Annotated in this window: 12 protein-coding genes and 2 pseudogenes; 9 read left to right on the top strand and 5 right to left on the bottom strand. The window is 66.0% G+C overall.

From position 1 onward, the window contains the following. Positions 1–681 (bottom strand): IMP dehydrogenase (locus tag GPT33_RS11615; protein WP_296809050.1); only part of this gene is annotated, 681 nt, incomplete at its 3' end. 125 nt (positions 682–806) lie between these two features. Between GPT33_RS11615 and xseA the strand changes: the two genes are divergently transcribed. Next, on the top strand, positions 807–2,192 hold the full coding sequence (gene xseA, locus GPT33_RS11610; RefSeq protein ID WP_296809048.1) for an exodeoxyribonuclease VII large subunit: 1,386 nt from the start codon (positions 807–809) through the stop codon (positions 2,190–2,192). A 93-nt stretch (positions 2,193–2,285) separates the two neighbouring features. Here xseA and GPT33_RS11605 read toward each other — a convergent pair whose 3' ends face one another. Genes GPT33_RS11605 through GPT33_RS11595 form a run of 3 tightly spaced genes read right to left on the bottom strand, consistent with a single transcriptional unit; the run spans position 2,286 to position 6,605 of the window. Beyond that, positions 2,286–3,359, bottom strand: a complete 1,074-nt coding sequence (locus GPT33_RS11605) for a carotenoid 1,2-hydratase (RefSeq protein WP_296809046.1) — start codon at positions 3,357–3,359, stop codon at positions 2,286–2,288. Then, a complete protein-coding gene (locus GPT33_RS11600) occupies positions 3,359–5,929 on the bottom strand; it encodes an FtsX-like permease family protein (protein ID WP_296809043.1) in 2,571 nt (856 codons plus the stop codon). Before GPT33_RS11600 ends, GPT33_RS11605 begins: the two co-directional genes overlap by 1 nt. 4 nt (positions 5,930–5,933) lie before the next feature. Further along, positions 5,934–6,605, bottom strand: a complete 672-nt coding sequence (locus GPT33_RS11595) for an ABC transporter ATP-binding protein (protein ID WP_296809040.1) — start codon at positions 6,603–6,605, stop codon at positions 5,934–5,936. Between the two features lie 291 nt (positions 6,606–6,896). Here GPT33_RS11595 and GPT33_RS11590 point away from each other — a divergent pair, with 291 nt between their 5' ends. From GPT33_RS11590 to tilS, 5 genes and pseudogenes are all read left to right on the top strand, one after another. Continuing rightward, on the top strand, positions 6,897–7,604 hold the full coding sequence (locus GPT33_RS11590) for a type 1 glutamine amidotransferase (protein ID WP_296809037.1): 708 nt from the start codon (positions 6,897–6,899) through the stop codon (positions 7,602–7,604). Positions 7,605–7,617: 13 nt separating this feature from the next. Then, positions 7,618–7,803 (top strand): annotated as a pseudogene (locus GPT33_RS11585) (DUF3096 domain-containing protein); the annotation flags it as partial. Between the two features lie 12 nt (positions 7,804–7,815). Beyond that, complete coding sequence (locus GPT33_RS11580; protein WP_296809053.1) at positions 7,816–7,968, top strand: DUF3096 domain-containing protein; 153 nt, start codon at positions 7,816–7,818, stop codon at positions 7,966–7,968. Between the two features lie 347 nt (positions 7,969–8,315). Continuing rightward, positions 8,316–9,290 carry an acetyl-CoA carboxylase carboxyl transferase subunit alpha gene (gene accA / locus GPT33_RS11575; protein WP_296809034.1) on the top strand — a complete coding sequence of 325 codons (975 nt, stop codon included), beginning with the start codon at positions 8,316–8,318 and terminating at the stop codon, positions 9,288–9,290. 4 nt (positions 9,291–9,294) lie between these two features. Beyond that, the gene (gene tilS, locus GPT33_RS11570) at positions 9,295–10,668 is read left to right on the top strand and encodes a tRNA lysidine(34) synthetase TilS (RefSeq protein ID WP_296809031.1); all 1,374 of its coding nucleotides are present in this window, start codon (positions 9,295–9,297) and stop codon (positions 10,666–10,668) included. Between the two features lie 221 nt (positions 10,669–10,889). On the opposite strand, the gene trxA is transcribed toward tilS, so the two are convergent. Beyond that, a complete protein-coding gene (gene trxA, locus GPT33_RS11565; protein ID WP_296809028.1) occupies positions 10,890–11,750 on the bottom strand; it encodes a thioredoxin in 861 nt (286 codons plus the stop codon). A 314-nt stretch (positions 11,751–12,064) separates the two neighbouring features. Between trxA and trxC the strand changes: the two genes are divergently transcribed. The 3 genes and pseudogenes from trxC to carB all read left to right on the top strand — a co-directional run. Beyond that, on the top strand, positions 12,065–12,499 hold the full coding sequence (gene trxC, locus GPT33_RS11560; protein ID WP_296809026.1) for a thioredoxin TrxC: 435 nt from the start codon (positions 12,065–12,067) through the stop codon (positions 12,497–12,499). 444 nt (positions 12,500–12,943) lie between these two features. Further along, a complete protein-coding gene (gene carA / locus GPT33_RS11555; protein ID WP_296809024.1) occupies positions 12,944–14,089 on the top strand; it encodes a glutamine-hydrolyzing carbamoyl-phosphate synthase small subunit in 1,146 nt (381 codons plus the stop codon). A gap of 206 nt (positions 14,090–14,295) precedes the next feature. Beyond that, a pseudogene (gene carB, locus GPT33_RS11550) lies at positions 14,296–15,006 on the top strand (carbamoyl phosphate synthase large subunit); the annotation flags it as partial.

Genomic DNA, 15,006 nt, shown 5'->3' with positions numbered 1-15,006 from the left:
CCCCTTGCCGACGCTCACGGCCGCACCGCAGCGCAACCGCTCCTGGGCGTCGCGCGAGGCCTTCGGAAAGTCCTTCGCCTTCTGGATGTCCTTGACCGTGATGAGACCGCGCAGCTCGAACCGGTCGTTGATCACCAGGACCTTCTCGATGCGATGCTCGTGCAGAAGCCGCTGGACGTCTTCCCGGCTTGCGCCTTCGCGCACCGTGACCAGACGTTCGTGCGGGGTCATGATGGTCGAGACCGGCTCGGACATGCGGGTCTCGAAGCGCAGATCGCGCCCCGTAACGATCCCGACCAGCAGGCCGTTCTCCGTCACAGGTACGCCCGAGATGTTGTGCGCGTGCGTCAGCTTCAGCACCTCGCCGATACTGGTTCCGGGGCCGACCGTGATGGGGTTGCGGATAATCCCGCTCTCGTAGCGCTTGACCGCCATGACCTCGCGGGCCTGGCGCTCGGCGTTCATGTTTTTGTGAATGATCCCGATGCCGCCTTCCAGCGCCATTGCGATCGCCAGGCGTGCCTCGGTGACGGTGTCCATCGCGGCCGAGACAAGGGGAATCTTGAGCGCGATTCCACGGGTCAGCTTGGTCTGGAAATCGACCTCGTTCGGGAGCACCCGCGAGTGCGCCGGCACAAGGAGGACGTCGTCGAAGGTGAGTGCTTCCTGGATCAGGCGCATGGGGGGAGGCTCCGCAATCAGTGACCAGAACAGGAAAATAACCCGAAAGTATAGAATTTCAACGGCCGAAGGTAAACTCCGTCCGACGTCGATCTCATCGAAGCCTTTGGTTGCGAATCCTGCCCATGCCGCTCGAACGACCTGCCCGTGCCCTTGACGATCACCGCGATGTCTACAGTGTGGCCCGCCTCGCGAGCGAGGTGCGGGCGGTGCTCGACGGGAGCTTCCCCGTGCTTTGGGTCCAAGGCGAGCTGTCGAATCTGGCCCAGCCCGCCTCCGGTCACATCTATTTCACGCTCAAGGATGCTGCGGCACAGGTCCGATGTGCCATGTTTCGGCCCAAGCGGATGCTCCTGAACTTCCGTCCGACGAACGGTCAAGAGGTGCTGGTTCGCGCTCGGGTGACGCTCTTCGAGCCGCGCGGCGATTTTCAGTTGGTGATCGACTACATGGAGCGGGGTGGGGAGGGCGCGCTCAGGCTCGAGTTCGAGCGCTTGAAGCGCAAGCTGGCCGCCGAAGGCTTCTTTGACGAGGCCGCGAAGCGCCCCATTCCCGCCTTTCCGCGACAGGTGGGTCTGATCACCTCCCCCAGCGGGGCGGCGGTGCGCGATCTGCTCGCCGTCTTGAAGCGGCGGTTCGCGGCCTTGCCCGTGGTGATCTATCCGGCTCAGGTGCAGGGCGAGGCCGCCCCGGCGTCGCTCCGCGCCGCGTTGGCGGCGGCCAACGCCCGCGCCGAGTGCGACGTACTCATCCTGGCCCGCGGCGGCGGCTCGCTCGAAGATCTCAACGCCTTCAACGACGAGGCCCTCGCTCGCGCGATCCGCGCCTCCGCGATCCCGGTTGTCACCGGGGTCGGGCACGAGAGCGACATCAGCATCGCCGATCTGGTCGCCGACCGTCGCGCCGCCACGCCCTCCGCGGCGGCCGAGCTCGTCGCGCCCTCGGGCGAGCATCTGCGCCACCGCCTTGTCGCCTTGACCCGGCGTCTGGATGCGGCCCATGCGCGTCATCGCCTCGCCGCCCGCCAGCGGCTGAACGCCGTTGTGCGCCACCTGGCGTTGCTCCACCCGGCCGCGCGCCTTCAGCAGCGCGCCCAGCGTCTGGATCAGCTCGAGCAGCGCTTGGTCTCGCACATTTTGAATCGGCTGGCGCGGGCGCAGGCTCGCTTGCGCCCGGCGGCGGCGCGCCTGATGTTCGTCTCGCCGGGGCGACGCCTGGAGGGGCTCGGCAACGCCGTTGCTGCGCTCGCCGAGCGTCTCGCCCGCGCCCGGGCGCGGCTCGCCGAGACCCGGCGGGAGCGATTGATGCGCGCCGTCGCCGGATTGGAGGCGCGCAGCCCCCTGGCGACACTCGCCCGAGGCTATGCCATCGTCACCCGCCTGCCGGACGGCGAGATCGTGCGGGCACCCGATGAGGCCCCGCCCGGCACACACATCGAGGCACGCCTCGCGAAGGGCCGCCTCAGGGCAATCGTTGAGCCCGAAAAATCCATTCTTCCCCTTCCGAAATAAAATCATAAACCGCGTCACCACCGCGCCCCGACCGTGCTCGGGATCCCGAGAGCCCGCTCGATCCGCACATGTCACGCCGGACGCGGTTTATTCTCAGAGGTTTTCCGGGCGTTGGGCATACCCCGTCATCTCCAAATACCCACGCCCGATCTCCCTCTCCCCCTCATATACCCTGACTGCACCCTCCCAATAGACGATTCCGGTCGAGCGTCGACCGTCGAGCTCTTGGTCGTCCATCAGCGGTTCCAGGCGGAGGGTCCGGCCGTCGAGCTCCAGGGTCCACTCGACCGGGTATTCGGCGCCTGTGCGGGGCGACTGCCAGCGGCGACGAGGGACAAAGCGCACCTGCTCGGGCGCCAGGATTCGCGCGGGCCGTGTGCCCTCCTGCAACGTTGCGGCAGCCCAAAGCGGCGAGTCGTCGTCCCTGCGCATCCGAAACGCCATCAGCGAGCCGCCGTCGCTCAGGTTGATGCCGATCCAGTCCCAGCCTTGGGCCTGGGAGGGCATGATCTCGGTAGACCACTCGTGGTCGAGCCATGCCTGTCCGCTGACCTTCAGGTCCGCCCCGTCGATGCGGATGCGCCCGTCGACGGCGAGCTGCGGGCGGCTGTAGTAGTAGCTCGCGTTGCTCGGATCCGGTGTCTTCTGGCTGAAGCCTTCGCGGCCGTTGAGGACGGGCGGGCCGGGCGGCGCCAGTGCGAGGTCCAGGTCGAAGGCGTCGGAGGTGACTCGGGTCCGATACTGCGTGCCCCCTTCATCCAGCACCAGCTCCCAATCGCCGATCCAGGCGCGGGTCCGCCCGACAGCGGCACCGGCCAAGGGATCGAGCGCACGCTCGACGCGCTCGGCATGGATCAGGACTCCGGTGGCCGGGTCGGCGATCGCGGCATGGGCCAGGATGAGCTGGCGTGGTGCGAAGCGGCTCGGGTTGCCCGCGCCGATGCCGGTCCCGACCCGAAAGAAGGTGACCTGGAAGCCGCGCTCGGTGCCGGTCTCGTCGGTCAGCCAGCCCGTGATGTACCACCATTCGGTGCGGAAATCCGGGTGTGCGCCCGTGTCCGCGGGAAAGGTCATGGGGCGCCCTTCGACCACCGGGGCGAAGTCGCTCGCCCAGACGCCCGCGATCGGCCAGCAGAGCATGAGGATCAGCACAAGCCATGCGCGCATCACCAGTCCTCCCGCACCGCGAGCACCGCGTCCTGCCGCATCGCCTGCCGACCGGCGAGTCGGGCGGCGAGCGCGGCGAGTAGGATCATCGCCGAGCCGAAGATCAGCAGCAGGCCGAACGGAAGCTGCATGTCCATGCTCCAGTGAAAGCTCTGCGGATTGATGACCTTGATCAGTACCAGCGCGATCGCTCCGCCGGCGACCACTCCGACGCCCACACCGACCGCGGCGGTTAGTGCCGCCTCCAAGGCCAGAAGCGTCCCGATCCGGCGTCGCGGCAGACCCAGGTGGCGCAGGATCCCGAACTCCTTGCGACGACTGGTCGCGAGCGCGGCGAAGGTGGTCCCGATGCCGAAGAGACCGATCGTGACCGCGACAGCCAGCATCAGATAGGTCGCCAGGAAGGTGCGGTCGAAGACCTCGAGGATCATGTTGCGCAGCTCACCGGGAAGGATCATCTCGCTGACCCGATCGCCGAGAGTTGCGCGGATGGCGGTCATGATCCCGACCGGGTCGGTACCGGGCGCCAGCGTGAGGCCCAGATCGTTGGTGCGCCGATCGCCGGTAAGGGCGCGGAAGGTCGCAAGCTCGATCACCGCCGCCCCTTGCTGGCGTGCGTAATCCCGCCAGATGCCGACGACGCGAAAGGTTTGCAGCTGTTCGCCGATGGGCAGTGCGAGCGGATCCCCGACCCCGAGATCCAGCCGATCGGCCAGGGCCTCCGAGATCCAGGTCGGCGGATCCGTGCCCGGTCCGGCGGGCGGATCGAGCGTGCCGGCGACAAGCGGAAGGCCCGAGGTGTCCTGCACCGGGCGGGCGATGAGCGCGATCGCCTCGCGCACCTCGCCGATGCGCAGGCTCTCGAAGCGCACCGGCCGCACCGCCTCCACACCCGGCAGCGCGGCCACGCGCGACACGGCAACCGGATCCAGATAGCCGCTCGCGCCCGAGTCGGATGCGCGCAGATAGAGATCGGCGGGGAGCATCCGGGTCAGCCAGTTATCCAGCGAATCACGGAACGAGTCGACCATAATCGCCATCGACACCGCCAGGGCGACGCTGGCGACAACCCCCACACCGGCCACGACCGCTTGACCCGGGGCGGCGGCGAGCCGCGCCCGCGCCAGTCGGGTCACGAGCGAGCCCCGCACCGGCAAGAGACGCATCGCACCGACCGTGGCGCCGGGGATGGCGAGAACGGCAGCGACCAAGATGAGTGCGACGGCTAGATAACCAAACACAGGAACACCGCCGACCGGCGGCAGCAGGCACAGCAGAGCGGCGAGGATCAGGGCGATCAGGGTGGCACCCCAGCGCGGACGCGCCTGATAGACCTCGGCCTCGTCGCCCGCCCGCAGCCCGCGAGCGGGCACCATCCGGGCGGCCTCGCGCGCCGGCAGCCAGGCGCCGGCCACACCCGCGAGCACGCCGAGCGCGAGATAGGCCAGGGTCAGCACCGGCTCGACGCGCAGCTGCGGGGCGACGCCTCGGAAGAAACCCGCGCCCAAGTCGCCGCCGATCAGGCTGAAGGCCAGCGCGGTCAGCAGATAGGCCAGGATCACGCCGATCACGCCGCCGACCACCCCCAGCAAGGCGCCCTCCGCCAGCAACCCGCGCCGCAGGCTCCCGCGGTCGAGCCCGAGCGCGCGCAGGAAGGCGAATTCGCGGCGTCGGCGCACGACCGCGAGCCACTGTGTCGAGAAGACCAGGAAGCCGCCGGTCAAGAGCGCGATGGCCGCCAGCATCGTCAAATTGACCCGATAGGCGCGCGATACGCCCGTGACCTCGGACGCCGTCTCCTCCGGCGTCAAGAGTGTGACGCCCGGCGGCAACAGGGTGCGCAGCTGCTCCTGCGCCGGACCGCGCTCACTCCCCGGAGCGAGACGCAGATCGATCCGGGTCAGGCGACCGATCCGATCGAAGGCCTGCTGGGCACCGGCGATGTCCATCACGGCCAACACCTGCCCGACGCCGGCGCCCGGCACGGAGCCTGCAACCCGCAAACGCGCCTCGCCGATCCCGACCTGGACCGCGACCGCATCCCCGGCATCGAGCTTGAGTCGCGTCCCCGCGGCAGGGCTCAGGAAGAGTGCGTCGGGTTGGAGTGCAGCCAGTCGATCGGGGCGATCCGCGTCGGAGCCTTCGGGGTCCTCGCCGCCCGCGGTGGCCGTTTCGACGATGGGCAGCAACGAGGGCGTGACCTGCGCGACGCGGAAGAGATCGATTCCGAACACCCGCAGCGTCTCGTCGCGACCCGGCAACCGGGCTTGAATCTCCAAGAGCGGACTCGCTGCGGCCACCGCCGGATGCAGGGCGATCCGCGCATAGACCGCGTCGTCGAAGCCGCTGCGTGGGCCGACCACCTGAAGATCCGCCTCTCCGCTCAACAGGCGCATCCCGCGGCCGAGCTCGTCGAGCGCGGCGGTATGGATGAGCTGCACCGCCAGCCCGAGCGCCACGCCGAGCGCGATCGCGAGCAGCGATAATGCGGTGGCGAGGCGTCGCCTTCGAAGACTGGCGAGAAAGATATGCCGCAGGGCAGCATCGGTACCGGATCCGAAGAGGCCCATCGTCTTATCCCGCATCCTCGACCAAGCCGCTCGCGGTCAGCCGCAGGATGCGGTCGGCATGGGCGGCGGCGGCGCGCGAGTGCGTGACCAGGATCCCGATCGCCCCGGCGTTGTGGATGCCCTCGAACAGCAGCTCGAGCACACCCTGCGCGCGTTCGGGGTCGAGGTTTCCGGTCGGCTCGTCGCAGAGCACGACTGCCGGCGCATGCACCAGCGCGCGGGCGATGGCGACGCGTTGAAGCTCACCGCCCGAGAGGTGACGCGGCCAGTCGTCGCCGCGCGGACCCAGTCCGACCCGCTCGAGCATGGCGCGGGCACGCCGATCGGCGACCGCCTCCTTCTCGTCGAGCAGCCACAGCGGCAGGGCGACGTTCTGGGCCAAGGTCAGGTGCGGCAGGACATGGAATGCCTGGAACACGAACCCCAGCTCGCTCCGACGCAACCGCGAGCAGGCATCCTCGTCGAGTGCGGTCACCACGGTGTCGCGCAAGCGGATGCAGCCGCCGTCGACCGGCTCCAGACCCGCGATGCAATTCAGCAAGGTCGACTTGCCCACGCCGGACTCGCCCATCACGGCGACCGACTCGCCCGGCGAGAGGGTCAAGGAGACCTGCTCGAAGAGGGGGTGATCCAGTGAGGTGTCGAAACGCTTGGAGAGGTTTTCGATGGACAGCATGGGTGATCGATCGTGGTGAGTGGTGAGTGATGAGTGGTGAGTGGTTGGTGGTTGGTGGCTAGAAACGATTTCTTGAACAGTGGCTTGGCGGCCGGAAAGCCGCAAAGCCGGCGCGTATCGGGGTATCGATTCGGCAATGGCCGGCGCCATTCTATTCGCAACGGGGTCGAGGCGGCCCCGAAAACCCTTTGCGTCCTTCGCGCCTTTGCGTTTCAAATTGACCCGCTTCCGCCGGCTGCCGACAGCAATCCGAGCCGTGGCCGATGCGACTAATCGCGAAGGAGATGATCCATGAGGGTTCAGGTTCTGCAACACGTCCCGTTCGAGGACATCGGCTCGATGGCGTCCTGGTTCGCGGCGCGCGGCATCACCCCGAACTACACGCGTTTTTTCGACAACGGCCTGCTCCCGCCGGTCGACGGTCTCGATCTGGTCATCGTCATGGGCGGTCCGATGAGCGTCAACGACGAGGCGCAGTTGCCTTGGTTGCGCGCCGAGAAGCAGTTTTTACGCGAGGCGATCGCACGCGGCGTCCGGGTGCTCGGGGTCTGTCTGGGTGCACAACTGATTGCCGATGCACTCGGTGCCCGCGTCTATCCCAACGCGGAGAAGGAGATCGGCTGGTTCCCGATTCAGGGGGTCCGCGCGGACGCCGATACGGATGAAAACTGCTGCCGCTTTTCGGCCGACAGTCTTGTCTTCCACTGGCACGGCGAGACCTTCGATCTTCCGCCCGGCGCGGTGCGACTGGCGCGCAGCGCGGCATGCGAGAACCAGGCGTTCCGCATCGGCCGGCAGGTGTTCGGGCTTCAGTTCCACCTGGAAACCACACCGGAGAGCGCCGCGGCGATCCTCGATCACTGCCGCGACGAGTTGGTGCCTGCGCCCTGGATCCAGACCGAGGCGGCCATTCGCGGGGTCGACGCGGCCGCTTATGCCGAGGCCAATCGTTTGATGGGCAGAGTCCTGGACGACCTCGTCGGATCGGCGCGCCCCTGAGCCGCCGGAAAAGATGATCTCGGACGGTCTCGGAATCCTCAACCAAACCAGCAGAGGTGACACACCGATGGAGATCCCGAGCTTCCTCGTGCAGTGGCCGTTGCAGGCCGTGATCGCGATCGTTGCGGGCTTGATCATCCTGATCGCTCCGCGTGTCCTCAACTATGCCGTTGCGACCTACCTGCTCGCGGTCGGTGCTCTCGGGCTCCTGTTGGTCTATCAGGGGCAGGCGGTGAAGGCGCAGACCATCATCGCTCTGGTTGCCGGTGTGCTCATCCTGATCAAGCCCAACATTCTCAACTATGTCATCGGGATCTATCTGATTCTGTTGGGTTTGCTCGAGGCCGGGGTCATCCGCATCTAAACCGCGTCCGGAGCGGCATGCGTAATTTTCATTTTGCGTTTGGCCTTGGAGATGTCCTCGATCTCGGTGAGACGCGGTTTAGGATTCTGAAAAACAAAAACTTTAAACCGCGTACCGGCCGAGGATCAGGCGTGCACTCACCGTAGGACTCACCCGGAACTCAGCAACTCGCTCCGGACTCGGCTGAATCGCTCATCCGGTGCGGGTCGATCGCCAGGGTGCCCGCAACCCTCAGCCTTGCGCGCTGATGCGCTGGGTGCCGGCAATCCGAAGATCGTCGACGGCGGCTTGAACTCGCGGGTCGGCAATGCCAGACTCCCGCAGCTTCCAATGACGATCCTGTGGTTATGGACCTGAACTTTCTCGACTTCGAACAGCCCATCGCCGAGCTCGAGGCCAAGATCGAAGAGCTGCGTCTCGTTGGCTTCGACAACGAGCTGAACATTCAAGAAGAGATCGAGCGGCTTCATACCAAGTGTGTCGCGTTGACCGATTCCATCTTCTCCGCGCTCAGCCCTTGGCAGATCTCCCAGCTCTCGCGGCATCCGCAGCGGCCCTATCTGCTCGACTACGTGCGGCGGATCTTCGACGAGTTCCACGAGCTGCACGGCGACCGTGCCTTCGCGGACGACCGCGCCATCGTGGGCGGGATGGCACGCATCGAAGGTCGTCCGGTGATGGTGATCGGCCATCAGAAGGGCCGCGACACCAAGGAGAAGATCCTGCGCAACTTCGGGATGCCGCGTCCCGAGGGCTATCGCAAGGCGCTGCGTCTGATGGAGATGGCGGAGCGTTTTAGCCTGCCGATCCTGACCTTCATCGACACGCCGGGTGCCTATCCGGGTGTCGGTGCCGAAGAGCGCGGCCAGAGCGAGGCGATCGCGCGCAACCTGCGCGAGATGTCCAGGCTGCGCACCCCGATCCTCTGCACGGTCGTCGGCGAGGGCGGCTCGGGCGGGGCCTTGGCGATCGGCGTCGGCGATTGGCTGGGCATGCTGCAGTTCAGTACCTATTCCGTGATCTCGCCCGAGGGCTGTGCATCGATCCTCTGGAAAAGCGCGGACAAGGCCCAGCTCGCCGCCGAGGCGATGGCCATCACCTCCGACAAGCTGCTCGAGCAGGGGCTGATCGATCAAATCATCAAGGAGCCGCTCGGCGGCGCACACCGCAATCCGGAAGCGACGGCTGCTTCGATCAAGGCCGCTATCGTGACCCGTCTCGACGAGCTGTGCGGAACCGATCCGGACGAGCTGATCGCCGCACGCTACAAGCGTCTGATGGGCTACGGCAAGTTCAAGGACGAACGCGCGGCGCCGCGGTGATGCCATGACCGGGCGCGTCCCGGAGCGCTTGGCCGAAGCGCTGCGCCGACTCGGCCCGTCGGGAGACTACTGGATCGCCTTCAGCGGCGGAACGGATTCCACTGCGTTACTTCACGCCGCTGCCGCCCTGCGTGACGACTCGCGTGGCGCACTGCGAGCCATCCACATCGACCACGGACTCCACCCCGATTCGCCCCTGTGGTCCGATCACTGTCGCCGCATCTGCGACGCACTCGGCGTGCAACTCGTGGTGCGCCGTCTGAATCTCAAACCCATCTCCGGAGAGAGTCTCGAGGCGATGGCGCGCGAGGCACGCTATCGCGTCCTCGCCGACATGCTGCGCCCCGGCGATCTCATGCTGACGGCGCACAATCAGGACGATCAGGCCGAGACGCTGCTGCTTGCCCTCTTGCGCGGGAGCGGTGTTCACGGGTTGGCGGCGATGCCGCGCGAGGCCGAGCTTGGGCAGGGCCGTCTGGTGCGGCCTCTGCTCGATATACCGAGGGAGACGCTGGAGCGGTATGTCCGCGCCTTCGGGCTGACTTGTATCGAGGATCCGAGCAACGCATCGGTTCGGATGGATCGCAATTATCTGCGCAACAGCGTCGTACCCTTGTTGAGGGCGCGCTGGCCGGGACTCTCCGCGACCCTCTCGCGCAGTGCAGGGCATTGCGCCGAGACGGCACGCCTGGTCGACGGCCTCGCTGCGGAGCTCATGGACGCGTGCGCCGGCGCGTATTCGGGTACGCTCGGTATCCGAGCGCTCGGGGCGCTGGAGCGCTCGCGCTGCAAGGCGGTCCTGCGACTGTGGTTGCGTCGCCGCGGTTTCGCGCTGCCCGATATGCGACATCTCGCGCGCATCCTCGACGAGGTTCTGACGGCCCGTGCCGATGCCGATCCGCTGGTCGCTTGGTCGGGTTGCGAGGTGCGCCGCTACCGGGACGACCTCTTTGCCCTCGCTCCCTTGCCGCCGCCTCCGGGCGCATTGACGATCCGCCGAGCGCCGAGCGGGGTGCCGCCCGTGCTCGAGCTTCCGAGTGGACTCGGATGGCTGCAATGGCCGGACGCGAGCAAAGTTGCGGAACAGACTCGATGGCCGGACGGGGCCCCGACGGTCCGCTTCGGCTCGATCGGGCAGACCTGCCGTCCGCGGTCGACGTCCCGCCGCCGCACCCTCAAAAATCTCTTCCAGGAGGCCGGTATCCCGCGTTGGCTGCGTCCCTACGTCCCCTTGGTGTTCTCGGGCGACACCCTGATCGGGGTGGCCGGCGTGTGCGGATGCCACGACGAACTCCGGGACCCGGCCACGCATGACGTACCGCAATGGCATGGCCATCCTTGGGAAGACCTCGGCCTCTTTCGAAATCGAGCCGAATGACCTCCGTGCCAGACAACGCTAAGACGATTTACGTGATAAGGCATCCTGCATGCGCATGCCTCGACGTGCTTTAGTGCAAAGGTCGAATAAATTCGCCCCTACATGCCGATCGACCCTTTCTCGGGAATCACCTAAAAGTCCTGAGTCGCGTCACTCAAAGGCTGTTGTCACGTACGAGGCCGAAAACACATCGGACCCGAGAGGATCGCTCGTTACGCGACTCAGTACAGCGCATTCATCATTTTCGCGCGATACCCGGCGACCAGATCGCCGCTGCCGAGCAGATCGAAGACGGCGAGCATCCCTTTGCGTGCGGCGTCGTCCTGAAACGCGCGGTCGCGTTTCATGAGGGTCAGCAGGTTCTCGAGCGCGGACGCATAATCACCGCGCAAGACTTGGTGTGCGGCAAGCTGGTAGCGGGCCAGGCTGTCCTTCGGATTGTTCGAGAGCTGCACGATCAGCTCCGATTCCGGTGGTGCGTCTTCGAGCGCCGTCGCGAATCGCAGCTGACCGCGCAGCGCCAAGACCTCGGGCTCGCCCGCAAGCTCGATCGGGAGCTTGTCGATCGCCGCCTGGGCCTCGATGATTTCGCCCCGCGCCGCCATGAGTTGCAGCTCCGCGAGTGCCACGCGGGCATTCTCCGGATCCGCCTCCCGTGCCCGATCGATCAGGGCTCGGGCGCCGTCGAGATCGCCCGCGACCATAAGCCCCTGCGCCTGTGCCAACAGCCCGTCGGAGGCGCGCGGGATGTGCCGGTCGAGGAATTCGCGGATCTGACCCTCGGGCAGTGCGCCCATGAATTGATCGACGGGTCGCCCGGACTTGAACAACTGTACCGTCGGGAGGCTGCGGATACCGAACTCGGCGGCCAGCGCCTGTTGCTCTTCGGTGTTGACCTTGGCCAGAATGAACCGCCCGCGGTACTCGGAGGCCAGATTGGCGAGGATGGGCATCAGCATGCGGCAGGGCGCACACCAGTCGGCCCAGAAGTCGACGAGGACGGGACGGTCGAAGGATCCCTCCAGGACAACCGCCTGAAAATTCTCCGCCGTAACGGTCACAATATTGGGTGAGTCGGCCATGATCGGGATACTCCTGAAGACGGATCGGATGGCGTGGATCTAAACCGCGTCCCGAGCGACATGCGTCATTTTCATGTTGTGTCGGGCTCAAGAATGTTTCCGATTTTTTTGGGGACGCGGTTTAAAATTGAATGTTTTTGAATATCTTAAACCCCGCCAGCTCCGACAGTCATCGGAGCTGGCGGGGCCGAGACCATCCAACAAACGACGCATACCGCATCGGGCGCGGTTTAACAGTCGAACATAACTGTCGAATGAGGTCGATTCAAGCCGAACGAGCCGGGTATCCGGTACAACCGCAAGGAGTCATCGCCATGTCCGAATCGCTTCACGTTGTTTGCCCCGCCTGCGACGCGGTCAACCGGGTCCCTCGGGAGCGTCTCGGTGCCGCCGCGAAATGCGGCAAGTGTCACGGCCAGCTGTTTCTCGGCCAGCCGCTGGCGCTGGACGAGCCCCGATTTGCGCGCCATCTCTCGCGCAGCGATCTGCCGCTTCTCGTGGATTTCTGGGCGCCTTGGTGCGGACCCTGCCGGATGATGGCCCCGGCCTTCGAGGCCGCCGCCGGTCGGCTTGAGCCGCACCTGCGTCTGGTGAAGGTCAACACCGAGGAGGCGCAGGCCCTGGCTGCGCGTTTCGGCATCCGCAGCATCCCGACCCTGGCGCTGTTTCGAGGTGGTGCGGAGGTCGCGCGTACGGCCGGCGCGATGGATACGAACGGGATCATCGCCTGGGCGCGGCAGGCGCTCTAAACCGCGACTGGAGCGAGATGCTGATTTTCGAGTGGGCTCGACGTTTGGTGCATCCACAACCCTTAGCGGGGACGCGGTTTAGAATGATATATTTTTTAATATCTTAAACTGCACCGGCTCCAACGCTTGTCAAGTCTGCCGGGGCTGATCCCATCCGAAAACATCTCGTACCGCGCCGGGCGCGGTTTAATACCGAATCCGACGCCGGGTCCGAGACGCAGATCTTGTTGCGGATGTCGCGGCCGGCAGCAGGGGCAGTTTCGGTCCTGCCGTTCTGCGGCTTGTCGTCGTTCGTCATCACGGTGCACATGGACACCCGCGCGCGGCTTCTTTAGAATTCCGGCGGGTCAGGGCGTTGCCCATGTGCCCGCCCAGGCGTCATTGCGCCGTCACCCTCGTTCGCGTCGCGGCCCTTGCACGCCCCCGCCCGGATCGGAGAAACCCTTGAGCAAACCCGCGGTACTCGTGCTGGAGGACGGATCCGTCTTCCGGGGAACGTCGATCGGCGCCGATGGATCGAGCGTCGGCGAGGTGGTGTTCAACACCGCCATGTCCGGATATCAGGAGATCCTCACCGATCCCTCGTATCTGCGACAGCTCGTCACCCTGACCTACCCCCACATCGGCAATGTCGGGACGAACCCGGAGGACGAGGAGTCCGACCGCGTTCAGGCCGCCGGCCTCATCATTCGCGACCTGCCGATCCTGCCCAGCAACTTTCGCATGACGGAGCGTCTCGACGCCTATCTGCGGCGTCAGGGCATCGTCGGCATCGCCGATATCGACACCCGACGGTTGACCCGTCTGCTGCGCGAGAAGGGCGCCCAAAACGGCTGTCTTCAGGCTGGCCACGGAATCGACGAGGCGGCGGCGCTGCGCGCGGCGCAAGGCTTTCCGGGCCTCAAGGGCATGGATTTGGCGCAAGAGGCATCGACCTCCGAGACCTATTCCTGGACCCAGGGCGTCTGGGTCTTGGGCGAAGGCCATCCCGAGTCCATTCATCCGGTTGGTAATCGTCTGCCCTTCCATGTGGTCGCCTACGACTACGGCATCAAGCGCAACATCCTGCGGATGCTGGCCGCGCGCGGCTGTCACGTCACGGTCGTCCCCGCGCACATGCCGGCGACGACGGTGCTGGGTCTGAAGCCGGACGGGGTGTTTCTATCCAACGGTCCGGGCGATCCGGAGCCCTGCGATTATGCGATCGACGCGATCCGCGAGCTGCTGGACACCGACATACCGCTCTTCGGCATCTGTCTCGGCCACCAGCTGCTGGGTCTCGCCTGCGGCGCGCGCACGCTGAAGATGAAGTTCGGCCATCACGGCGCCAATCACCCGGTGCAGGATCTCGCCACCGGCGAGGTCATGATCAGCAGCCAGAACCACGGCTTCGCGGTCGACGAGGAGAGTCTGCCCCCGACGGTCGAGGCCACCCATCGCTCCTTGTTCGACGGCAGTCTGCAGGGCATCCGGCATCGGGATCGCCCGGCATTCGGATTCCAGGGTCACCCCGAGGCCAGTCCGGGTCCCCATGATCTCGCACCGCTCTTCGATCGTTTTATCGAGCTCATGCGCGCCCGCAAGGCATAAACCGCGCCCGGAGCGAGATGCTGATTTTCGAGTGTGTTCGACGTTTGGTGCATCCACGGCCGTTAGCGGGGGCGCGGTTTAAAAGGATATCGCTTTTATATCTTAAACCGCGCCGATTCCAGCGCTCGTTGAGTCTGCCGGAGCCGATCCCATCCAAAAATATCGCATACCGCGCTGGGCGCGGCTTAACCGGCGAATGAACCCCCATGCCTAAGCGTACCGACATCTCCAGCATCCTGATCATCGGCTCCGGGCCGATCGTGATCGGTCAGGCGTGCGAGTTCGACTACTCCGGCGCGCAAGCCTGCAAGGCGCTGCGCGAGGAGGGTTACCGGGTCATCCTGGTGAACTCCAACCCCGCCACCATCATGACCGACCCCGAGATGGCGGACGCGACCTACATCGAGCCGGTCACCTGGCGCGCGGTCTCGGCCATCATCGAGCGCGAGCGCCCGGATGCGCTTCTGCCGACCATGGGCGGGCAGACCGCGCTCAACTGCGCGCTTGATCTGGTGCGCGAGGGCGTGCTCGAACGCTTCGGTGTCGAGCTGATCGGCGCCTCGCGCGAGGCGATCGACAAGGCCGAGGACCGTGATCTCTTCCGCAAGGCGATGCGCAAGATCGGGCTGGACATGCCCCGCTCGGCGATTGCGCACAGCCTGGAGGAGGCGATCCAGGTCCAGGCCTCGATCGGCTTTCCGACCATCATCCGCCCGTCCTTCACGATGGGCGGCAGCGGCGGCGGCATCGCCTACAACCCGGAGGAGTTCGAGGAGATCTGCCGGCGCGGGCTGGATCTCTCGCCGACCAAGGAGCTCCTGATCGAGGAGTCGGCGCTGGGCTGGAAGGAGTACGAGATGGAGGTGGTCCGCGATCGCGCGGACAACTGCATCATCATCTGCTCGATCGAGAACTTC

It is taken from the genome of Thiocapsa sp., assembly GCF_011390875.1.
In the GTDB taxonomy this organism is placed as follows: domain Bacteria; phylum Pseudomonadota; class Gammaproteobacteria; order Chromatiales; family Chromatiaceae; genus Thiocapsa.
Note: the sequence above shows the minus strand (reverse complement) of the source record. Positions and strands in the feature narration are given on the sequence as shown.

Bases quoted from the DNA above. Each gene is read 5' to 3' on its own strand.
- xseA (WP_296809048.1), top strand. From the start codon at position 807: ATGCCGCTCGAACGACCTGCCCGTGCCCTTGACGATCACCGCGATGTC.
- GPT33_RS11605 (WP_296809046.1), bottom strand. From the start codon at position 3,359: ATGCGCGCATGGCTTGTGCTGATCCTCATGCTCTGCTGGCCGATCGCG.
- GPT33_RS11600 (WP_296809043.1), bottom strand. From the start codon at position 5,929: ATGGGCCTCTTCGGATCCGGTACCGATGCTGCCCTGCGGCATATCTTT.
- GPT33_RS11595 (WP_296809040.1), bottom strand. From the start codon at position 6,605: ATGCTGTCCATCGAAAACCTCTCCAAGCGTTTCGACACCTCACTGGAT.
- GPT33_RS11590 (WP_296809037.1), top strand. From the start codon at position 6,897: ATGAGGGTTCAGGTTCTGCAACACGTCCCGTTCGAGGACATCGGCTCG.
- accA (WP_296809034.1), top strand. From the start codon at position 8,316: ATGGACCTGAACTTTCTCGACTTCGAACAGCCCATCGCCGAGCTCGAG.
- tilS (WP_296809031.1), top strand. From the start codon at position 9,295: ATGACCGGGCGCGTCCCGGAGCGCTTGGCCGAAGCGCTGCGCCGACTC.
- trxA (WP_296809028.1), bottom strand. From the start codon at position 11,750: ATGGCCGACTCACCCAATATTGTGACCGTTACGGCGGAGAATTTTCAG.
- trxC (WP_296809026.1), top strand. From the start codon at position 12,065: ATGTCCGAATCGCTTCACGTTGTTTGCCCCGCCTGCGACGCGGTCAAC.